A 19,726-nucleotide genomic window follows, 5' to 3' on the forward strand; every position below is an offset into this window, starting at 1 on the left:
CGGTCAATCACTGAGCAGACGTCCGTGACGCAGCGCCGTGCGCCCCGCCACCTTGGCCAGCCAGAAACCGGGTTGAGCGTAACGAAGCCGCTCGATGGCGAACAACACCCCGGCAGTATTCGCACAAATGGTACTGACCTGATCGGACAGCGGGTCGATCACTTCGAACAGCGGATCGCCCACCTCGACCCTGTCGCCTGCAGCGCGCAGGAACGTCACCACACCAGGGTGCGGCGCATAGAGCAATTCGGTGCCTTCGAACGGCAAGCCTTCGCAGGCTTGGTGCACCGGCTGCGGCCAATCACCACTGATGAAGCCCTGCTCGGCGAGGAACGCCAGGATACCTTCGGCATGCGCGATTGCCTGCGGCTTGCCGGTGTCGGCCTGACCGCCCAGTTCAAGAGTGGTGGCGAGGCAGGCCAGCGGGATCTGCGCCTGCGGAAAAATCCGCGAAAGGCGCAACCACGGCAGCGAGCAGGCCTCATCGAAGGAGCTGCCACCGGAATCTTCGGCGAGCAGCGCTACCTGAATATTCAGATGTGCCGACAGCGACCGCCATTGTGGCCAGTGCTGCGGCAAGGCGTACATGTGCAGCGCGGCATCGGCATCACAATGCAGATCGAGCACCACATCAGCGACGCAGGCATGACGGAGCAGGATGCGCTGCATGCCTTGCAATTCGCTCTGCGGCGCGGGCAGCCCTTCGAGCGCAGCGCTCATCGCCTGGCGAATCAGCCGGGTATTGGCGCGCGGGTCATCGCCCAACTGACCTTCCAGCAACTCGGCGACCGGCTCGCTCAGCTCGGTGAAGTCACGGTTGAAGTTCTTGCCACTGCCGAACTCGAAACGGCCCTGATGCGCGCCTTGCAGCAACTGCCCCAGGCCCAGCGGATTGGCCACCGGGACCAGTTCGACGACACCTTTGAGGAGGCCTTGCTGCTCCAGCTCGGTCAGGCGTTTTTTCAGCTCCCAGGCCGTGCGCATGCCGGGCAGTTCGTCGGCATGCAGGCTGGCCTGGATGTAAGCCTTGCGCTCGCCGGTGCCGAAGCGAAAGACACTCAGCGTGCGCTCGGTGCCGAGGGTGCTCCACGGCAATACATGATCGGTTCTTTGCATTTCAGACCTTCCGTGGGGCGAGGTAGCCCAGCCAGCGGCGTTCGGCGATCTTGAACAGCCGGACCAGAATGAATGTCAGGCCCAGATAGAAAACACCTGCGGTGATATAAGCCTCGAAAGGCAGGTAGAACTGCGCGTTGACCGTACGGGCCGCGCCCGTAATGTCGATCAGGGTCACGATGGACGCCAGACTGGTAGTCTGCAGCATCATGATGACCTCGTTGCTGTACTGCGGCAGTGCCCGGCGCAAGGCCGAGGGCAGCAGAATGCGCCGGTACATCTTGGCTTTCGACATGCCCATGGCCCGCGCGGCCTCGATTTCACCCGCCGGAGTGGCCTTGAGGCTGCCAGCGATGATCTCCGCCGTGTAGGCGCTGGTATTGATGGTGAATGCCAGGCACGCACAGAAGGTGGCACTGGACAGCCAGGGCCACAAAAAGCTTTCACGCACCGCGTCGAACTGGGCCAGTCCGTAGTAGATCAGGAACAGCTGCACCAGCATCGGCGTGCCGCGAATCACGTAGGTGTACAGCCAGGCCGGCATGTTCACCCAGGGGTTTTTCGAGACCCGCATCAAGCCCAGCGGCAATGCCGCCAGCAGGCCGAACGCGAGCGAAATCGCCAGCAGCTTCAGGGTGGTCAGCAGCCCGCCGAAGTACAGCGGCAGACTGTCCCAGATCACGTTGTAGTCAAAGATCATAGGTCAGCCGCCCTCACGCCTACCGAGTAGCGTTTTTCGAGGTAACGCAAGGCGAGCAGCGACACACTGGTGATCACCAGGTACATCGCCGCAACCGCCAGAAAGAAGGTGAAAGGCTCGCGGGTGGCATCGGCCGCCTGCTTGGCCTTGAACATCATGTCCTGCAGACCGACCACGGAGATCAGCGCAGTGGCCTTGGTCAGCACCAGCCAGTTGTTGGTGAAACCGGGAATCGCCAGACGAATCATCTGCGGCACCAGAATGCGGAAGAACACCTTGCCACTGCTCAGGCCATACGCCATGCCCGCCTCGGCCTGCCCCTTGGGGATGGCCATGAACGCACCGCGAAAGGTTTCCGAGAGATATGCACCGAAGATGAAGCCCAGCGTGCAGATGCCGGCCATCAACGGATCAAGGTCGATGTAGTCGTCAAACCCCAGCAACGGGGCGACGCGGTTGAGCAGGTCCTGGCCGCCGTAGAAAATCAGCAGAATCAGGACCAGATCGGGAATGCCACGAATCACCGTGCTGTACAGATCGCCCAGCCAGGCGATCCAGCGTACCGGAGACAGTCTCAGCGCCACGCCGATCAGACCGAGAACGATCGCCAGAGCCATCGACGACAGGGCCAGCTGCAACGTCAGCCAGGCACCTTCGAGGATGACAGCTCCGTAACCTTTCAACATGATGTGCGGTCCTCAAGCGTGGAATAAAAATGGCGCAAGCCAGGCAACCCTGTTTGCGCCATCTCGTTGCGACGACTTATTTGCCGAAGATATCGAAGTCGAAATACTTGTCCTGGATAGCCTTGTACTTGCCGTTGGCGCGGATCGCGGCGATGGCGGCGTTGAGACGGTCAAGGTTGGCCTTGTCGCCCTTGCGCACGGCAATGCCGATGCCGTCACCGAAGTATTTCGGATCGAAGAACGACGGGCCTACGAACGCATAGCCTTTGCCAGCATCGGTTTTCAGGAAGCCGTCCTGCAACAGCGTGGCGTCGGCGATAGTACCGTCAAGGCGCCCTGCACTGATGTCCAGATAGATTTCGTTCTGCGAACCGTACGGCGTCACTTCGACACCCTGCGGGGCCAGCACTTCACGGGCGAAACGCTCGTGAATCGTGCCACGCTGTACGCCGATCTTCTTGCCCTTGAGCTCAGCCAGGCTGTCGCTGACCGTAGTGCCGTCCTTCATCACCAGACGCGCCGGTGAATTGTAATACTTGCCGGTGAAGTCCACGGACTTCTTGCGGTCGTCGGTGATGGACATCGACGACAGGATCGCATCGATCTTGCGCACTTTCAGCGCCGGGATAAGCCCGTCGAATTCCTGCTCGACCCAGGTGCACTTGACCTTCATTTCTTCACACAGCGCATTGCCGATGTCGTAGTCAAAGCCGACGATGCTGCCATCCGGGGCCTTGGACGCGAACGGAGGGTAAGCCGCTTCGATACCGATTTTCAGTGGTTTTTCATCAGCAAAGATCGGCTGGGCGAGCACGGACAACGCCATCGCGCCAATAAGCATGAGCTTTTTCATTTCCAGGGACTCCATCGGTAAAGCACGACAAATGGCAAAGTGAGCAAGCGCCCAATGTGCGAAAGGACAATCTCGGGGAGGAGCGACGCCGGATGCGTGACACCGCGCTGGCGGTTCACAGCCCTCCGGCGAATGAGAGGCATTTTAACGACAGGCTCAAAGTCGATATTTCTTCAATGCGACAACTAGTTACAGAAGCACCTGAAAAACCGCTACACGGTATTGACGGGACCTGCTTCTGCTGATCCAGCAGCACAGACTTAACCTGTCATAACAGCAAAAAGTGCGCCCATTATTGGCAAACCCTTTTAATCCGGCAAGCCCGGCGTGCCACATGGCGGTTTTAAAGCCCTGCTGCGTCGTACTTTCCTACACAGAAAGCCCGGACATGTCCCACAACGAAGCACCGCGCGACAACACCGTGTAAACCGGTAACAACCCGATATATATCCCGTTTCTCGCTTCAGCCCCTGGAAACAAAAGCGCCCCGATCGGCTCTCACCGAACGGGGCGCTTCAGTCACAGGATCGCTCAGGCAGCGTTCATGGTCTTGTGCGTATCGATCAGATGCTGCACCACGCCCGGGTCGGCCAGGGTGGAGATGTCACCCAGCGCATCGTACTCGGCAGTCGCAATCTTGCGCAGGATACGGCGCATGATCTTGCCCGAACGGGTCTTCGGCAGGCCGGGCGCCCACTGAATGAAGTCAGGCGAGGCAATCGGGCCGATCTCCTTGCGTACCCAGTTGCGCAATTCAGTGCGCAGCGCGTCACTCGGCTCTTCACCGCCGTTGAGGGTCACATAGACGTAGATGCCCTGCCCCTTCAGGTCATGCGGCACACCGACCACAGCAGCCTCGGCGACTTTCGGGTGCGCAACCATCGCGCTTTCGATTTCAGCCGTGCCCATGCGGTGGCCGGAAACGTTGAGCACGTCGTCCACACGCCCGGTGATCCAGAAATAGCCGTCCTCGTCACGACGGGCGCCGTCACCGGTGAAGTACATGCCGCGGAACGTCTTGAAGTAGGTGTCGACGAAACGGTCGTGATCGCCGTACAGCGAGCGCGACTGGCCCGGCCACGAATCGAGGATCACCAGGTTGCCCTCGGCAGCGCCCTCGATGAGGTTGCCCAGGTTGTCCACCAGCGCCGGAATCACGCCGAAGAACGGACGTGTCGCCGAGCCCGGCTTAAGGGCGGTCGCACCTGGCAACGGGCTGATCAGAATGCCACCGGTTTCGGTCTGCCACCAAGTATCGACGATCGGGCAGTTCTGCTTGCCGACTGTGTTGTAGTACCAGGCCCAGGCTTCCGGGTTGATCGGCTCGCCCACCGAACCCAGCAGGCGCAGGCTGGAACCGTCGGCACCTTCAACGGACTTGGTGCCTTCAGCCATCATGGCGCGAATCGCGGTCGGCGCGGTATAGAGGATATTGACCTTGTGCTTGTCGATGATCTTCGACACGCGGGTGATGTCCGGATAGTTCGGCACGCCTTCGAACAGCAGCGTGGTCGCACCGTTGGCCAGAGGCCCGTAGACAATGTAACTGTGCCCGGTGACCCAGCCGACGTCGGCGGTGCACCAGTAAACTTCACCCGGCCGATAGTCGAACACGCGTTCGTGGGTCAGCGCGGCATACAGCAGGTAACCTGCGGTGGTGTGCAACACGCCCTTGGGTTTACCGGTCGAGCCCGAGGTGTAGAGAATGAACAGCGACTCTTCGGCGCCCATCTCTTTCGGCGCGCAGGTGCTGGACGCCACTTCCAGCAGCGAGTGGTACCAGATATCACGGTGACGGTTCCATTCGATCTCGCCCCCGGTGCGCTTGCAGACGATAACCTTCTGCACGCTGCTGGTTTCCGGGTTGGTCAGGGCGCGGTCGACGTTGGCCTTGAGTGCAGTCTTCTTGCCGCCACGCAGACCTTCGTCAGCAGTGATGACCACTTTGGAACTGCAATCGATGATCCGGCCAGCCAGCGCTTCGGGCGAGAAACCGCCGAACACCACCGAGTGAATCGCACCGATCCGGGCGCACGCCAGCATGGCGACCACAGCCTCGGGAATCATCGGCATGTAGATCGTCACGACGTCGCCACGGTGCACATCCTGGCCACGCAGGGCGTTGGCGAACTTGCACACTTCAGCGTGCAGTTCGCGGTAGGTGATTTCCCGATGCTCGGAAGGGTCGTCGCCCTCCCAGATGATGGCGATGCTGTCGCCGCGTTCTTCCAGATGGCGATCCAGGCAGTTGTAGGCAACGTTCAGCGTGCCGTCGGCGAACCATTTGATATCGACACGGTGATCATCGAACGAGGTCTGTTTGACCACACTGAAAGGTTTGATCCAGTCGAGGCGCTGAGCCTGTTCACGCCAGAAACCATCAGGGTTGACCACCGACTGCTGGTACATGGCCTTGTAGGTCGCTTCATCCGTCAGCGTAGTCGCTGCGACTTCTGGGCGGACGGGGTACAGGGAAGCTGCACTCATCTTGGTTACCTCGGTGGATAGTTGTTGTTTTATGCCCCTGTTGTATCCCGCCCCACCCACAGGGGCCATTCGACGTTGGTATTACCGGGCGGGGCCGGAGCCGGAGCCGGAGCCGCAAGCCGCAAGCCGCAAGCTTGAAGCTTGAAGCTTGAAGCTTGAAGCTTGCAGCTGCCCTAAAGATTATTACCATTTTGATAAAAGCGCTTATCCAAAGTCTTTATATATGCGCTGTCACAACAGGCATAGAATTCGATCCGCCAACAAGGCAGACATCAACTGCCCCCACGCAGTGTTGTTCCAACTCGAAAAACGTATCAGACCGCCTGAGCCCATGACGTCAAAAACGTGATGCGACGGCGCTCACTTTGAAAAAGGTAAACGACAATGAAAGCTTTATTAGTGGCATTGGCCCTGTGCGGCGTCAGTAGTCTGGCCATGGCCGAAGAATCGCAGACCAAAGTGGCTGCGCAACAGGCGCGTGTCGAGCAATATACCTACGGCACTCATCTGGATATCGCTCGGGTTATTTCCATCAGCCAGATACCCAATGTCTGCGAAGTGGTCCCGGCGCGCATGGTGTATGAAGATTCGCAGGGCGCACGCCACACCATGGGCTATCAGGTGATGGGCAACGGCTGCAGCAACGGTTGAGGCTTCTTGCCGTTGCAACCTGTGCACGACGCCTCGCCGCTATATAAGGTGCGAGGCGCATGCACGAAGTGGGTGACGGAACTATCAATGAGCGAGTTATTTATCCGTTGAATGCGGATCTGATTCGCGCCCCACTTCATAGTCGCGCAACTTGTTGGCAATTGTTGTATGAGACACTCCCAGGCGTTTGCCTAATTGGCGGCTGCTGGGATATTGCGCATAGAGTTGTTCCAGCACCGACTTTTCAAAGCGCCCGATAATAGCGCCCAGCCCGCCCTCCAGCGACACCTCACTCAACCCCTGTCGCATGCCGTAGTCCGGCAGACGAATATGCTCGGCCTGCACCTTGCCGCCGTCACACAGCGATACGGCCTGAAACAATACATTTTCCAATTGCCGCACATTACCGGGCCAGTGGTACTGACCAAGGCGTTTGATGGCCGCAGGTGATATGCCGGGCAGCGCACAGCCGATCTGCCGGCTGGCCTGATCGAGAAAATGCTCCACCAGCGGCTCAAGACCGTCCAGACAGTCGCGCAGCGGGGGTATATGCAGTGAAAGCACGTTAAGGCGATGATAAAGGTCCTGCCTGAACATGCCCTTGGCGCACAGCTCCGAGAGATCGACCTGGGTCGAACACATCACCCGCACATCGAGAAACATGTCCTCGTCGCTGCCGACCCGGCGAAAACTGCCGTCCTGAATGAAGCGCAGCAGCTTGGCCTGCATGCGGGCACTCAGCTCGCCCACGCCATCGAGAAACAGCGTGCCGCCCGCGGTCAGCTCCAATAGCCCCAGCCGCCCTTCCGCACGCGCACCTTCGAACGCGCCGGGGTCATAGCCGAACAGCTCGATCTCGGCCATCGACTCCGACAACCCGGCGCAGTTGAGCGCCATCAGCGGTGACTGGCCGCGCGGGCTGGCCAGGTGACAGGCGCGGGCCAGCAATTCCTTGCCGGTGCCGGTCTCACCCTCGATCAGCAGCGGCGCATCGAGGGGCGCCATGCGCCGCGCCTCGCGAACCACAGCGGCCATGACCTTCGAGCTCTGAAAGATACTGTCGAAGCCACGCAACTCCTGCTTGCGCACATGGTAGATGCGCTCGCCGACCCGATCAGCACGGTGCAGCGTCAGCACGGCCCCGGCCATGGCCTCGCTGTCGTCATGCTCCGATTGCAGGGGCGCGATATCGGCAAGAAACACATCGCCGCACACCTTGACCCGCAGGCCGTTGATCCGCGACTGGCTGGCGCGCACCAGTTCAGGCAGGTCGAAATCTTCGGCGTAACGCGACAAGGGCATGCCCGGCACTTCATCGACCCGCACACCCAGCAATTGCGCGGCGGCACGATTGGCCGCAACGATAGCCCCGCCCATGTCGATGGACAACACCGGAAATTCCAGCGCGCCGAGCAAGGCATTGAGCTCCATGTGCCGGCGCTCGCTGGGCATCAGCCCGACACGCTTGACGCCGAATACCCCGGTGATCGCCTCGAACTTCGGGCGCAGGGCCTGGAACTGCAGGTTGATCAGGTTCGGGCAATGCAGATAGATCGCGTCACCGTGCTCACCCCCCACTTCACCGCGCGCCACGTTGACGCCGTAAGCCACCAGCAGATCGAGAATGTCGCGAAGAATGCCGATGCGGTTCTGGCAGTGCACCTTGATGCGCATGAGTCGTTGCCCCTGTGAGGGTAGTTTTTTATGAGGCGGCAAAATTAATGTCAACAATACGTTACGCACGCACGCTTCGCGAGCGGCAGGAGGACTGATTTCAGGCCTCACCCATCGCAAGCGTAAACTTTTCGTTACGAACCAGTGATCAAACCCTCGCACGGCCCTGCTCACCGCCGCTGACGCGCCCTCGAAACCGGGTTATTCCTGAACACAGGCTTTTACAAGAACACTTTAAAAACAGCAGCCTTTCGAGGACATCAGCATGGCCCAGACGCTTTACGTGGCACGCGAGCCGGACGCTTCGGGTTTCATCGATTACACGGCGGACGAACATGCGGTATGGAACACCCTGATCACCCGGCAGATGGAGATCGTCGAAGGGCGTGCCTGCCAGGAGTATCTGGACGGCATCGAGCAACTGGGCCTGCCGCTTGGTCGCATTCCTCAGTTAGGCGAAATCAACAAGGTTCTGGGCGCGACCACGGGCTGGCAGGTCGAGCGAGTGCCTGCGCTGATCCCCTTCCAGACGTTTTTTGAACTGCTGGCCAGCAAGCGCTTTCCGGTGGCGACGTTCATCCGTAGCGCAGAAGAACTGGACTACCTGCAGGAACCGGACATCTTTCATGAAATATTTGGCCACTGCCCGCTGCTGACCAATCCGTGGTTTGCCGAATTTACCCACACCTACGGCAAACTCGGCCTGAGCGCGAGCAAGGAACAACGCGTGTACCTGGCCCGGCTGTACTGGATGACCATCGAGTTCGGCCTGGTCGATACCCCGCAGGGGCGGAAAATCTACGGCGGCGGTATTCTTTCTTCGCCGAAGGAAGCGCTGTACAGCTTGTCGTCAGCCCCCGAACACCAGCCTTTCGATGCGCTTGAAGCGATGCGCACGCCTTATCGCATCGACATTCTGCAACCGCTGTACTTTGTCCTGCCGGATCTGAAGCGTCTGTTCGACCTGGCGCAGCAGGACATCATGGCGCTGGTCGGGCAAGGCATGCAGTTGGGCTTGCACGCACCCAAGTTTCCACCTAAAACCAAAAGCCACGCCGCCTGACACTCGGCCAGCTCTCCGAAAAGGACCCTCTGCTTATGACCACCTTGAATCAAGCTCACTGTGAAGCCTGCCGTGCCGATGCGCCGCAGGTCAGCGAAGCCGAATTGCCGGAACTGTTCAAGCAGATCCCGGACTGGAACATCGAGGTCCGCGACGCGGTGATGCAGCTGGAAAAAGTCTTTCTGTTCAAGAATTTCAAATGGGCGCTGGCGTTCACCAACGCAGTGGGTGAGATTGCCGAAGCGGAAGGCCATCATCCCGGCCTGCTGACTGAGTGGGGCAAGGTGACCGTGACCTGGTGGAGCCACTCGATCAAGGGCCTGCACCGCAACGACTTCATCATGGCCGCGCGCACTGATGAAGTGGCCAAGGGCGCAGAAGGCCGAAAATAAAATGATTGGTGGGCGATGGACCTTGCCAGAGCGGTCCGGCCCAATGAAATCAAGCTGCTCAGCACCTCGCAAGGTGAAAAGCCGGACAGTAAAAACGCGATTTTGTTTCACGATCAGGGCAATCAGGGTAAAAAAATATCCTGATTGTCATTTTCAGTGGGTTATCCTGCGCAGGCTTTTTAAAGCACGGTTCTATCTGCAACCCCTTGCGAGGAGCGACGACGATGCATGAAATCCCTAACTTCCCACCAGGCCAACAGGAACCACAACAGTCGACTCTGGCTCAGCAAGAGCTTGGTCAACCTGTCGCAATGAAAGCAACACCCTCGGCTCAAGACAGCCAGAAAGCCGGAAGCAAAGACTGAAGGCGATTGTTTTCAGGCGTATCGAAAAACGGTTTTGCCGGTTTTCAATACGCCTGGAAAACCAGCAACAGGCAAACAGCAGATTTTTATGAGCGACTTCACTGAAACCCAAGCCAGCGCCCTGATTGGCACCGCCGAGAAAATGATCGAGATCTGGTCACGCCTCAGCCCGGAAAAACAGAGCGCCCTGCTCGCCCGTTTCGGTACTCAGGAAAACGCCTTGGCCGCTCTCGTGACCACACACCTTGTGGCCCCCAGGGACAAATAGCCCCTACATTCAGGTTTATTTCAATCTGTTGCACCTGCATCGCCCGATGCATCGGTATGATGAGCACTTCGAGAGCTTGCTAAGGGTTTTCCCTGCCCGCTCGAACGCCATGCCCGCAAAAGAACGAAAGCCCGCCCCATGTCCGAGACACAGCAAAACACACCGCAAACCCCGATGGCCGTTACCCTGACCGTCGTGTCCATCGTGATGTTCACCTTTATCGGCTACCTGAACATCGGCATTCCCCTCGCCGTTCTGCCCGGCTATGTCCACAGTGATCTGGGCTTTGGTGCAGTCATCGCCGGGCTGGTCATCAGCGTGCAATACCTGGCCACGCTGATCAGTCGGCCCTGGTCGAGTCGCATCATCGACAATCTGGGCAGCAAGAAAGCTGTGCAGATCGGGCTGACCGGTTGCGGGCTGAGCGGTGTGTTCATGCTGGTGCCGGTGTGGCTGGAGAGCTGGCCGATGGCGAGCCTGGTGATTCTGCTGATTGGCCGGGTGATCCTCGGTGCTGCGGAAAGCCTGGTCGGTTCTGGTTCGATTGGCTGGGGCATCGGCCGGGTCGGCGCACAGAACACCGCCAAGGTCATTTCCTGGAATGGCATCGCCAGCTACGGCGCACTGGCCATCGGTGCGCCACTGGGCGTATGGATGGTTGACGAACTCGGCCTGTGGACAGTGGGCGTGAGCATCATGCTGCTGTGCGGGCTGGGCCTGTACCTGACCTGGCATAAAGAGCCGGCGCCTATTGTGCAGGGTGAGCGACTGCCATTCATGCATGTGCTGGGGCGAGTGTTTCCGCATGGCATGGGCCTGGCATTGGGCGGTATCGGTTTCGGCACTATCGCGACGTTCATCACCCTGTACTACGCGAGCAACCACTGGCCGAATGCCGCGCTGTGCCTGACGCTGTTTGGTGGCAGTTTCATCGCCGCGCGCCTGCTGTTCGGCAACCTGATCAATCGCCTGGGCGGCTTTCGAGTGGCGATTGTCTGCATGTCCGTGGAAAGCCTGGGGCTCTTGCTGCTATGGCTGGCACCCACTCCGGACCTGGCGCTGGCTGGCGCGGCGCTGACCGGCTTCGGATTCTCGCTGGTGTTCCCGGCGCTGGGCGTGGAAGCGGTCAATCTGGTCCCGGCGTCGAGCCGAGGCGCGGCAGTGGGCGCCTACTCGCTGTTCATCGACCTGTCACTGGGCATCACCGGGCCACTGGCAGGCGCCATTGCCGCCGGTTTCGGCTTCGTCTCGATCTTCCTGTTCGCGGCACTGGCGTCACTCACCGGGCTGGCGTTGAGCGTTTATCTGTACAAGCAGGCACAGGTGCTGCGCCAGTAATGATCGGTGCTCATAGTCATACAGGTCCTGAAGAGCCCGAAAAGCGGAGTTTTCAGGCTGCTGCCCGCAGGGCGTAGGAGCGAACTTGTTCGCGAAGACATTGTTTTGAACGCAAAATCTTCCGCGACGGTACGGGCCCTTTCGCGAACAAGTTCGCTCCTACGTTCGAGCGTGGGAACGGGGCTTTTGTAGGAGCGAACTTGTTCGCGAAGGCATTGTTTTGAACGCCAGATCTTCCGCGACGGTACGAGCCCTTTCGCGAACAAGTTCGCTCCTACGTTCGAGCGTGGGAACGGGGCTTTTGTAGGAGCGAACTTGTTCGCGAAGACATTGTTTTGAACGCTAAATCTTCTGCGACGGTACGGGCCCTTTCGCGAACAAGTTCGCTCCTACGTTCGAGCGTGGGAACGGGGCTTTTGTAGGAGCGAACTTGTTCGCGAAGGCATTGTTTTGAACGCCAGATCTTCCGCGACTGTACGGCCCCTTTCGCGAACAAGTTCGCTCCTACGTTCGAGCGTGGGAACGGGGCTTTTGTAGGAGCGAACTTGTTCGCGAAGGCATTGTTTTGAACGCCAGATCTTCTGCGACTGTACGAGCCCTTTCGCGAACAAGTTCGCTCCTACGTTCGAGCGTGGGAACGGGGCTTTTGTAGGAGCGAACTTGTTCGCGAAGGCATTGCTTTGAACGCCAGATCTTCCGCGACGGTACGAGCCCTTTCGCGAACAAGTTCGCTCCTACGTTCGAGCGTGAGGGCGGGAGGGCTTTTGTAGGAGCGAACTTGTTCGCGAAGACATTGTTTTGAACGCCAAAATTTCTGCGACGGTACGGGCCCTTTCGCGAACAAGTTCGCTCCTACGGCCTGCGGCCAGAATCAAGCGCAGACTTTTGTATAGCGCTGAGCACTGCGTGGCACGAGACTGAAAAACACCTCAGAAATCCACTTTCCCGCGTCCGGCCTTGATCGAGCCGCGCTTGCTCTTGGACTCCAGGCGCCGGGTCTTGGAGCCGAGGGTCGGGCGGGTCGGGCGGCGTTTCTTTTCGACCTTGGCCGCGTTGACGATCAGCTCGCTCAGGCGCAGCAAGGCATCGGCACGGTTCTGCTCCTGGGTTCGATACTGCTGAGCCTTGAGCACGATCACGCCGTCGCTGGTGATCCGGCTGTCACTCAACGCCAGCAGCCGCTCCTTGTAGAACGGCGGCAGCGACGAAGCGTTGATGTCGAAACGCAAATGCACGGCGCTGGAGACCTTGTTGACGTTCTGCCCACCCGCGCCCTGGGCACGGATAGCGGTCAACTCGATCTCGGCGTCCGGCAGATGAACGTTGTTGGAAATCACCAGCATCGGGGTCTCTTCTTCTCGGAAAAGGGCAAGGCTATTTGCCAGACTCGGCAGGCACGACAACGCTACGCCTGTTTTTGGCCCGGTAACAGACCCACATCACCGCCAGCCAAACCGGGATCGCATACACCGAGATCTGGATGCCGGGGATCATCAGCATGATGCCGAGGATGAACACCACAAAGGCCAGGCACACATAGTTGCCATAGGGATACCACAGCGCCTTGAACAGCGGCACTTGTGCGGTGCGGTTCATGTGCTGGCGGAATTTCAGGTGCGAGTAGCTGATCATCGCCCAGTTGATCACCAGCGTGGCCACCACCAGCGACATCAACAGTTCCAGCGCCTGCTGCGGCACGAAATAATTGAGCAGCACCGCGACCAGTGTCACCGCGGCAGAGGCGAAGATAGCCTTGACCGGCACCCCTCGTTTGTCGACCTGGGCCAGCGCCCTGGGCGCATCACCCTGCTCGGCCATACCCACCAGCATGCGGCTGTTGCAGTAGGTGCCGCTGTTGTAGACCGACAGCGCTGCCGTCAGCACCACAAAGTTGAGGATGTGCGCCGCCGTGTCGCTACCCAGCATCGAGAACACCTGCACGAACGGACTGCCGCTGTAGGAATCGCCAGACGCATTCAGGCTGGCAAGCAGGCTGTCCCACGGCGTCAGTGACAACAGCACCACCAGCGCGCCGATGTAGAAAATCAGGATGCGGTAGATGACCTGGTTGATCGCCTTGGGAATTACGGTCTTCGGCTGTTCGGCTTCGGCAGCAGTGAAACCGAGCATTTCCAGGCCGCCGAAGGAGAACATGATGATTGCCAGCGCCATCACCAAACCGCTGACACCATTGGGAAAGAACCCGCCATGCTCCCAGAGGTTGCTGACCGAGGCCTGCGGGCCGCCGCTGCCACTGACCAGCATGTAACTGCCCAGGGCAATCATTCCGATGATCGCCACCACCTTGATGATCGCGAACCAGAACTCGGTCTCGCCGAAGACCTTGACGTTGGTCAGGTTGATGGCATTGATCAGCACGAAGAAGGCTGCCGCGGATACCCAGCCCGGGATGTCCGGCAACCAGTAATGGATGTATTTGCCGACGGCAGTCAGCTCGGACATGCCGACCAGGATGTACAGCAGCCAGCAATTCCAGCCCGACAGAAACCCGGCGAAACCGCCCCAGTAGTTGTGGGCGAAGTGGCTGAACGACCCGGCGACCGGTTCTTCGACGATCATCTCGCCCAGCTGGCGCATGATCATGAAGGCGATGAAGCCACAGATGGCATAACCGAGAATCATCGACGGCCCGGCTGATTTCAGCACGCCCGCCGAGCCGAGAAACAGGCCCGTTCCGATAGCACCGCCCAGGGCGATCAACTGGATGTGTCGATTCTTCAGGCCACGTTTCAGTTCGCCCGAGGGTGAGGTTGTTTCACTCATTCAATAGCCACCTGATCGATCGTGTTCTGTGACGGAATAGAACCTGTTGCGCTCGTGGCGCAACAGAATTGCAGCGTTCGAGGCGGATGGCCCGGAGCGTTGAACAGCACTGTTTCACAGAAAAAAGCGCAGCATTGTACACGTGCATCCCGGCTGAGGTTCAAAACAGGAAGGTCGATACGCGACGGCTGTGTGACCGCACTTTTCAGCGCGCCGAAAACGACAACGCCAGCCCTGGGGACTGGCGTTGCCATTCATTCACACCGTGCGATCACTCAGGCTTGCGACGACCGAAGCCCGGACGCTGACCTGAACCTGCCGGTGGGCCACGACGCTTGCCTGACGGCGCATCATCGTTGACCAGCTTGATGCCGACACGCTTGGGGCCCGGCTTGGCCGGACGCTTGTTCATGTCGCTCGGACGCTCGGCGACCGGCGTGCCACGGCTGTTGTCGGCCGGACGCGGCGCGCGCGAACCGGGCTTGCCCGAATCCTTGCGCGGCGAAGGACGCTGAGTCGAATCGCCACCGCGCGGACGATCACGCTCGCTGCCGGTGATCTGCGGCTGACGCGGTGCGCGCTCGCCGCCGGTCGCCGGAGCACCAGCAGCCGGACGCAAGGTGCGAACGCGCTCGCCTTTGCCCAGAGGGCGCGACGATTGACGCTGCAGACGCTCCATCTTGTCCTTGGTCTTGGCATTCATCTGCGGCTGGGCCACAGGTTGCAGACCGACTTCAGCGGCCAGAATATCGACTTCGTACTGGCTCATTTCGCGCCAGCGACCCATCGGCAGGTCGGAGTTGAGGAACACCGGCCCGTAACGCACGCGCTTCAGACGGCTGACCACCAGCCCCTGGGATTCCCAGAGACGACGTACTTCGCGGTTGCGGCCTTCCATCACCACGCAGTGATACCAGTGGTTGAAGCCTTCGCCGCCCGGTGCCTGCTGGATATCGGTGAAGCGCGCAGGACCGTCTTCGAGAATCACACCGTTCTTGAGGCGCAGCAGCATGTCGTCATCGACTTCGCCACGCACGCGAACCGCGTATTCACGGTCCATTTCAAACGACGGGTGCATCAGGCGGTTGGCGAGTTCACCGTCGGTGGTGAACATCAGCAGGCCGGTGGTGTTGATGTCAAGACGACCGATGTTGATCCAGCGGCCTTCTTTCGGGCGCGGCAGACGATCGAACACGGTCGGACGGCCTTCAGGGTCGTCACGGGTGCAGATCTCACCGTCGGGCTTGTTGTACATGATGACGCGACGGACCGTTTCGGCCGCTTCTTCGCGCTTGATGACGCGACCATCGACACTGATGGCGTCATGCAGGTCGACGCGTTGACCGAGGGTCGCGTCCTTGCCGTTGACCTTGATACGGCCTTGGGTAATCCAGGCTTCCACGTCACGGCGTGAACCCACGCCAATGCGCGCCAGAACCTTCTGCAGCTTTTCGCCTGCGGGTCCGATTTCCTGGCTGTCCTGCTTGTCTTTTTCACTCATCTGGGCACCTCCCGGTGTGTCGAATCAGGGCTGGCCGAGAACCGGCAAGACCTGTGCCCGGCGCGCTGTGGATAGCGGCAAGGCGAAATACTTGAAAGCCCGGGCGACACTTGATCGCCGAGGGTCGGCCATCATACGCCCCTGCGCCGGTTTACGCATCCGGCGTCAGCGGCAAATGCCCGGATCACTTCTTCTTTTTACGACCGGCGGTCTTGAGCTTCGCCAGCCGCTTGGCAGACTCATCGAGCACCGTGCGTTTGTCGTCCTTGTCGAGCTTCTTCCAGGACTTGATTTCGCGCTTGCTGCGGCCGCATCCCAGACAAATGTCATCATCGAACTTGCACAGGCTGATGCAGGGGTTCTTGGTCGAACTCATGGGCAGCGAATCTCGTGGCGAGTGGTATCAGATGTGACCCTGGGCTGGCGTATGAATTCGACCGAAGTGCGCCGGGCGTTGGCAGGGCAGTTCTGATTATCGTTCCGCACGCTCCAGGACGAGGTATCAAGAGGACGCAGAGCGCTCATGGCTACATACAGGTCTTGTGGGAGCGAGCTTGCTCGCGAAAGGGCCCTTACAGAATCCGAAAATAGCGAGCCTGCACCATCGCCTTCGCGAGCAAGCTCGCTCCCACGAGACTTGTGTATCACGCTGAACGCTTCAGCGTGGGAGCGATAATCAATCAAATCTCATCGTCGCCTTTGCCGTCTTCAGCCTCTGGCTCCGCGCGTAGCAGGTCGTCGAAGTCGGTCTTGAGGCCCTGCTCCATCGAGTCCAGTTCCACCAGCAGGCTGCGGAAGCTGGTTTCGTCACGCGGGGCTTCGGGCTCTGCGTCCGGGTCGAGGCTGGCGTCGGCCAGGGCTTGCAGGTGCGCAGGCACCGGCGCCTCTTCGAAATCCAGCACTGGCTCGGTTTCCATCTCGCGCAGGTCGGCCAGCGGCGGCAGTTCGTCGAGGCTTTTGAGGTTGAAGTGGTCGAGAAAGCCCTTGGTGGTCGCGAACATGGCCGGTTTGCCGGGCACATCACGGTAGCCCACCACGCGAATCCACTCGCGCTCGAGCAGGGTCTTGACGATGTGGCTGTTGACCGCAACACCGCGCACATCTTCGATCTCGCCCCGCGTGATCGGCTGGCGGTAAGCGATCAGCGCGAGGGTTTCCAGCATGGCCCGGGAGTAACGCTGCGGCCGCTCTTCCCACAACCGCCCGACCCACGGCGAAAAGCGGTCACGAATCTGCAGACGATAACCCGACGCCACTTCCTTGAGCTCGAAGGCGCGCCCCTCACAGGACTTGCGCAACACCTCGAGCGCCTTTTTGAACACCGAAGGTTCAGGGCGCTCGCCTTCCTCGAACAGCTCATACAGCCGCTCCAGCGTCTGCGGTTTTCCGGAGGCCAGCAGAAATGCTTCAAGCAACGGGGCCAGTTCGCGAGGTTCGTTGAGATTCATGGGTGTGTTTTAGCTCTACTCGGCTCGCGCCCGGACATGGATCGCCGCAAAGGGCTCGTTTTGGACCAGCTCGACAAGGGATTCCTTGACCAGCTCAAGCACCGCCATAAACGTCACGACCACACCCAGACGCCCTTCTTCGGCAGTGAACAGCTCGGCGAACGGCACAAAACCGCCGCCCTTGAGACGTTCCAGCACATCGCTCATGCGCTCGCGGGTGGACAGTGCCTCGCGACTGACCTGGTGGCTTTCGAACATGTCGCCGCGGTGCAGCACTTCGGCCATCGACATCAGCACTTCTTCGAGACTGACATCCGGCAGCAACTTGCGTGCACGGGCTTCGGGAGCGTCCAGTTTTGGCACGATGACATCGCGCCCCACCCGGCTCAGGCCATCGATGCCCTCGGCGGCCGCCTTGAAGCGCTCGTATTCCTGCAAGCGGCGAATCAGCTCGGCGCGCGGATCGCCTTCTTCCTCTTCGACTTCCGCCGAACGCGGCAACAGCATGCGCGATTTGATCTCGGCCAGCATGGCGGCCATGACCAGATACTCGGCTGCCAGCTCCAGCCGCACGGTTTTCATCAGCTCGACGTAACCCATGTACTGCTTGGTGATCTCGGCCACGGGAATATCGAGGATGTCGATGTTCTGTTTACGGATCAGGTACAGCAGCAGGTCGAGCGGCCCTTCGAACGCTTCGAGAAAAACCTCCAGCGCGTCGGGCGGGATGTACAGGTCCAGCGGCATCTGCGTGACAGCACGCCCATAGACCAGCGCGAACGGCAGTTCCTGCTGGGCGTCTGCCTGGCTGTCCACCGACTCGACGGCTGTCATCAGGCGCGTTCACCGAAAGGCGTCGGATCACCGCAACCAACCCGAACGATCTGGGGTTCACCCTCAGCCAGGTTAATGACCGTGGACGCCGAAATACCGCCGATCCCGCCATCGATGATCAGGTCGACCTGATGCTCGAGAACCTGGCGCATCTCATAGGGATCGCTGAGGGGCACGCTGTCGCCCGGCATGATCAGGCTGACGCTCATCAGCGGCTCGCCCAATTGCTCCAGCAGGGCCTGGGCGATGGGATGGCTTGGCACACGCAGGCCGATGGTGCGGCGCTTGGGGTGCAGCACCAGACGCGGCACCTCGCGGGTGGCGTTGAGAATGAAGGTGTATGGCCCTGGCGTGTGCGCCTTCAGTGCGCGGAACGCGCCGGTGTCGACCTTGGCAAACAGCCCCAGTTGCGACAGATCACAGCACATCAGGGTGAAGTTGTGCTTGTCGTCCAGCTGGCGCAGGCGGCGGATACGCTCGATGGCGCTCTTGTCACCGATCTGGCAACCCAGTGCATAGGACGAATCTGTCGGGTACACCACCAGCCCGCCGGCCTTGATGATTTCAGCGGCCTGTTTGATCAGGCGCGGCTGCGGGTTTTCCGGATGGACCTGGAAAAATTGACTCACGATTACTTCCTGTTCAGACGGAGGCAGTAGGCTGTTCATGTTTGAATCTGCACCACAAAGGCGGTAGATCTTCAGGCACGGGGCGATAAGTGCCGATTTCGCCCCAGGTGCCAGGACCGTGGAAGTCGCTGCCGGCGGAAACCAGCAGACCGAACTCGCGGGCAAGGATGGCCAGGGTGCCGACCTGATCGGCAGGCTGCATGCCATTGACCACTTCTATGGCGTGCCCACCGGCCTGGACGAAATCGCCGACCAGTTTACGCCGTTTACTGCGGGTAAAGTCATAATGTGAAGGATGTGCGAGGCTGACCCATGCACCCGACGCCCGCAAGGTGGCTACCGTGTCTTCCAGCGTCGGCCAGTGCTGTTTCACATCGCCCAGTTTGCCCGCGCCCAGCCATTTGCGAAATGCCTCGGCGCGATCCTTGACGAAGCCCGAGCGCACCATGAAGTCGGCAAAGTGCGGACGCGCAGGCGCATTACCGCTGTCACCCAGCTCCTGCTGAATCGCGCGCGCGCCTTCCAGCGCCCCTGGCATACCTTTGATCGCCAGTTTGCGGCTGATTTCTTCCGCACGCAGCCAGCGTCCTTCGTGCAAACGGCTGATGGCTTCGGTCAGCGCCGGGGCCCGGGTATCGAATCCGTACCCCAGAATATGGATCGTCGCCCCGCCCCAAGTGCAGGACAGCTCCACCCCGTTGACCAGTTGCATACCCAATGAATGCGCGGCCGCACGGGCCTCTTCAAGCCCTTCGAGGGTGTCGTGGTCGGTCAGCGAAAGGACGCGCACGCCGTTTTCATGAGCACGCGCAACCAGTGCCGTGGGCGAGAGCGCCCCGTCGGAAGCGGTGCTGTGGCAGTGCAGGTCTACATTCATAGTGATGCTTTCGTGTTCATTGATGTTTGTTATTATGCCGCCACATCCTGCTTCTGGCTG

The 19,726-nt window shown here is 60.0% G+C and carries 19 protein-coding genes; 5 read left to right on the forward strand and 14 right to left on the reverse strand.

Translation table 11 applies throughout. The annotated features are described in order from the left end of the window. Positions 1 to 3: 3 nt before the first annotated feature. From AC54XV_RS18355 to acs, 5 genes are all read right to left on the reverse strand, one after another. Positions 4 to 1,116, reverse strand: a complete 1,113-nt coding sequence (locus tag AC54XV_RS18355; protein ID WP_054091889.1) for a succinylglutamate desuccinylase/aspartoacylase family protein — start codon at positions 1,114 to 1,116, stop codon at positions 4 to 6. Between the two features lies 1 nt (position 1,117). Continuing rightward, a complete protein-coding gene (locus AC54XV_RS18360) occupies positions 1,118 to 1,816 on the reverse strand; it encodes an ABC transporter permease (RefSeq protein WP_003314733.1) in 699 nt (232 codons plus the stop codon). Next, the gene (locus AC54XV_RS18365) at positions 1,813 to 2,502 is read right to left on the reverse strand and encodes an ABC transporter permease (protein ID WP_003369874.1); all 690 of its coding nucleotides are present in this window, start codon (positions 2,500 to 2,502) and stop codon (positions 1,813 to 1,815) included. The genes AC54XV_RS18360 and AC54XV_RS18365 overlap by 4 nt, the downstream gene beginning before the upstream one ends. Before the next feature lie 76 nt (positions 2,503 to 2,578). After that, positions 2,579 to 3,355: an ABC transporter substrate-binding protein gene (locus AC54XV_RS18370; RefSeq protein WP_003404105.1), complete on the reverse strand. Its 777-nt coding sequence runs from the start codon at positions 3,353 to 3,355 to the stop codon at positions 2,579 to 2,581. Positions 3,356 to 3,886: 531 nt separating this feature from the next. Further along, the gene (gene acs / locus AC54XV_RS18375) at positions 3,887 to 5,842 is read right to left on the reverse strand and encodes an acetate--CoA ligase (protein WP_011268519.1); all 1,956 of its coding nucleotides are present in this window, start codon (positions 5,840 to 5,842) and stop codon (positions 3,887 to 3,889) included. A 384-nt stretch (positions 5,843 to 6,226) separates the two neighbouring features. Here acs and AC54XV_RS18380 point away from each other — a divergent pair, with 384 nt between their 5' ends. Beyond that, positions 6,227 to 6,493, forward strand: coding sequence for a DUF2790 domain-containing protein (locus AC54XV_RS18380; RefSeq protein ID WP_003404113.1), 267 nt, complete (start codon positions 6,227 to 6,229; stop codon positions 6,491 to 6,493). A 96-nt stretch (positions 6,494 to 6,589) separates the two neighbouring features. On the opposite strand, the gene AC54XV_RS18385 is transcribed toward AC54XV_RS18380, so the two are convergent. Beyond that, the gene (locus AC54XV_RS18385) at positions 6,590 to 8,167 is read right to left on the reverse strand and encodes a sigma-54-dependent phenylalanine hydroxylase transcriptional regulator PhhR (protein ID WP_011268520.1); all 1,578 of its coding nucleotides are present in this window, start codon (positions 8,165 to 8,167) and stop codon (positions 6,590 to 6,592) included. A 265-nt stretch (positions 8,168 to 8,432) separates the two neighbouring features. Between AC54XV_RS18385 and phhA the strand changes: the two genes are divergently transcribed. From phhA to AC54XV_RS18405, 4 genes are all read left to right on the forward strand, one after another. Then, on the forward strand, positions 8,433 to 9,230 hold the full coding sequence (phhA, locus tag AC54XV_RS18390) for a phenylalanine 4-monooxygenase (protein WP_058398731.1): 798 nt from the start codon (positions 8,433 to 8,435) through the stop codon (positions 9,228 to 9,230). A gap of 35 nt (positions 9,231 to 9,265) precedes the next feature. Beyond that, the gene (locus AC54XV_RS18395) at positions 9,266 to 9,622 is read left to right on the forward strand and encodes a 4a-hydroxytetrahydrobiopterin dehydratase (protein ID WP_058398730.1); all 357 of its coding nucleotides are present in this window, start codon (positions 9,266 to 9,268) and stop codon (positions 9,620 to 9,622) included. A gap of 453 nt (positions 9,623 to 10,075) precedes the next feature. Then, the gene (locus tag AC54XV_RS18400) at positions 10,076 to 10,255 is read left to right on the forward strand and encodes a hypothetical protein (RefSeq protein ID WP_003314725.1); all 180 of its coding nucleotides are present in this window, start codon (positions 10,076 to 10,078) and stop codon (positions 10,253 to 10,255) included. 138 nt (positions 10,256 to 10,393) lie between these two features. Beyond that, positions 10,394 to 11,593, forward strand: a complete 1,200-nt coding sequence (locus AC54XV_RS18405; protein ID WP_058398728.1) for an MFS transporter — start codon at positions 10,394 to 10,396, stop codon at positions 11,591 to 11,593. 929 nt (positions 11,594 to 12,522) lie between these two features. Here AC54XV_RS18405 and arfB read toward each other — a convergent pair. From arfB to AC54XV_RS18445, 8 genes are all read right to left on the reverse strand, one after another. Further along, a complete protein-coding gene (gene arfB / locus AC54XV_RS18410) occupies positions 12,523 to 12,936 on the reverse strand; it encodes an alternative ribosome rescue aminoacyl-tRNA hydrolase ArfB (protein ID WP_003314723.1) in 414 nt (137 codons plus the stop codon). Positions 12,937 to 12,967: 31 nt separating this feature from the next. Beyond that, complete coding sequence (locus tag AC54XV_RS18415) at positions 12,968 to 14,377, reverse strand: amino acid permease (protein WP_003404128.1); 1,410 nt, start codon at positions 14,375 to 14,377, stop codon at positions 12,968 to 12,970. 271 nt (positions 14,378 to 14,648) lie between these two features. Continuing rightward, a complete protein-coding gene (rluB, locus tag AC54XV_RS18420; protein WP_003314721.1) occupies positions 14,649 to 15,878 on the reverse strand; it encodes a 23S rRNA pseudouridine(2605) synthase RluB in 1,230 nt (409 codons plus the stop codon). Positions 15,879 to 16,062: 184 nt separating this feature from the next. After that, positions 16,063 to 16,254, reverse strand: coding sequence for a DUF1289 domain-containing protein (locus AC54XV_RS18425; protein WP_003314720.1), 192 nt, complete (start codon positions 16,252 to 16,254; stop codon positions 16,063 to 16,065). Positions 16,255 to 16,558: 304 nt separating this feature from the next. Continuing rightward, positions 16,559 to 17,326 (reverse strand): SMC-Scp complex subunit ScpB, encoded by a 768-nt coding sequence (scpB, locus tag AC54XV_RS18430; protein WP_032653332.1) that lies wholly within the window; start codon positions 17,324 to 17,326, stop codon positions 16,559 to 16,561. A gap of 15 nt (positions 17,327 to 17,341) precedes the next feature. Further along, positions 17,342 to 18,160 carry a segregation and condensation protein A gene (locus tag AC54XV_RS18435; protein WP_003404131.1) on the reverse strand — a complete coding sequence of 273 codons (819 nt, stop codon included), beginning with the start codon at positions 18,158 to 18,160 and terminating at the stop codon, positions 17,342 to 17,344. Further along, on the reverse strand, positions 18,160 to 18,789 hold the full coding sequence (locus AC54XV_RS18440) for an L-threonylcarbamoyladenylate synthase (RefSeq protein ID WP_003404133.1): 630 nt from the start codon (positions 18,787 to 18,789) through the stop codon (positions 18,160 to 18,162). Before AC54XV_RS18440 ends, AC54XV_RS18435 begins: the two co-directional genes overlap by 1 nt. Before the next feature lie 13 nt (positions 18,790 to 18,802). Then, positions 18,803 to 19,666, reverse strand: a complete 864-nt coding sequence (locus AC54XV_RS18445) for a PHP domain-containing protein (protein WP_003404134.1) — start codon at positions 19,664 to 19,666, stop codon at positions 18,803 to 18,805. Positions 19,667 to 19,726 lie beyond the last annotated feature (60 nt).

The organism is Pseudomonas fragariae (ex Marin et al. 2024), from assembly GCF_059621105.1.

What these genes read in the sequence shown, in the direction of transcription:
- AC54XV_RS18380 (WP_003404113.1), top strand. Translation starts at nt 6,227, where the DNA reads ATGAAAGCTTTATTAGTGGCATTGGCCCTGTGCGGCGTCAGTAGTCTG.
- AC54XV_RS18365 (WP_003369874.1), bottom strand. Translation starts at nt 2,502, where the DNA reads ATGTTGAAAGGTTACGGAGCTGTCATCCTCGAAGGTGCCTGGCTGACG.
- AC54XV_RS18435 (WP_003404131.1), bottom strand. Translation starts at nt 18,160, where the DNA reads ATGACAGCCGTCGAGTCGGTGGACAGCCAGGCAGACGCCCAGCAGGAA.
- AC54XV_RS18405 (WP_058398728.1), top strand. Translation starts at nt 10,394, where the DNA reads ATGTCCGAGACACAGCAAAACACACCGCAAACCCCGATGGCCGTTACC.
- acs (WP_011268519.1), bottom strand. Translation starts at nt 5,842, where the DNA reads ATGAGTGCAGCTTCCCTGTACCCCGTCCGCCCAGAAGTCGCAGCGACT.
- AC54XV_RS18355 (WP_054091889.1), bottom strand. Translation starts at nt 1,116, where the DNA reads ATGCAAAGAACCGATCATGTATTGCCGTGGAGCACCCTCGGCACCGAG.
- AC54XV_RS18395 (WP_058398730.1), top strand. Translation starts at nt 9,266, where the DNA reads ATGACCACCTTGAATCAAGCTCACTGTGAAGCCTGCCGTGCCGATGCG.
- arfB (WP_003314723.1), bottom strand. Translation starts at nt 12,936, where the DNA reads ATGCTGGTGATTTCCAACAACGTTCATCTGCCGGACGCCGAGATCGAG.
- AC54XV_RS18415 (WP_003404128.1), bottom strand. Translation starts at nt 14,377, where the DNA reads ATGAGTGAAACAACCTCACCCTCGGGCGAACTGAAACGTGGCCTGAAG.
- AC54XV_RS18385 (WP_011268520.1), bottom strand. Translation starts at nt 8,167, where the DNA reads ATGCGCATCAAGGTGCACTGCCAGAACCGCATCGGCATTCTTCGCGAC.
- AC54XV_RS18400 (WP_003314725.1), top strand. Translation starts at nt 10,076, where the DNA reads ATGAGCGACTTCACTGAAACCCAAGCCAGCGCCCTGATTGGCACCGCC.
- scpB (WP_032653332.1), bottom strand. Translation starts at nt 17,326, where the DNA reads ATGAATCTCAACGAACCTCGCGAACTGGCCCCGTTGCTTGAAGCATTT.
- phhA (WP_058398731.1), top strand. Translation starts at nt 8,433, where the DNA reads ATGGCCCAGACGCTTTACGTGGCACGCGAGCCGGACGCTTCGGGTTTC.
- AC54XV_RS18445 (WP_003404134.1), bottom strand. Translation starts at nt 19,666, where the DNA reads ATGAATGTAGACCTGCACTGCCACAGCACCGCTTCCGACGGGGCGCTC.
- AC54XV_RS18360 (WP_003314733.1), bottom strand. Translation starts at nt 1,816, where the DNA reads ATGATCTTTGACTACAACGTGATCTGGGACAGTCTGCCGCTGTACTTC.
- AC54XV_RS18425 (WP_003314720.1), bottom strand. Translation starts at nt 16,254, where the DNA reads ATGAGTTCGACCAAGAACCCCTGCATCAGCCTGTGCAAGTTCGATGAT.
- rluB (WP_003314721.1), bottom strand. Translation starts at nt 15,878, where the DNA reads ATGAGTGAAAAAGACAAGCAGGACAGCCAGGAAATCGGACCCGCAGGC.
- AC54XV_RS18370 (WP_003404105.1), bottom strand. Translation starts at nt 3,355, where the DNA reads ATGAAAAAGCTCATGCTTATTGGCGCGATGGCGTTGTCCGTGCTCGCC.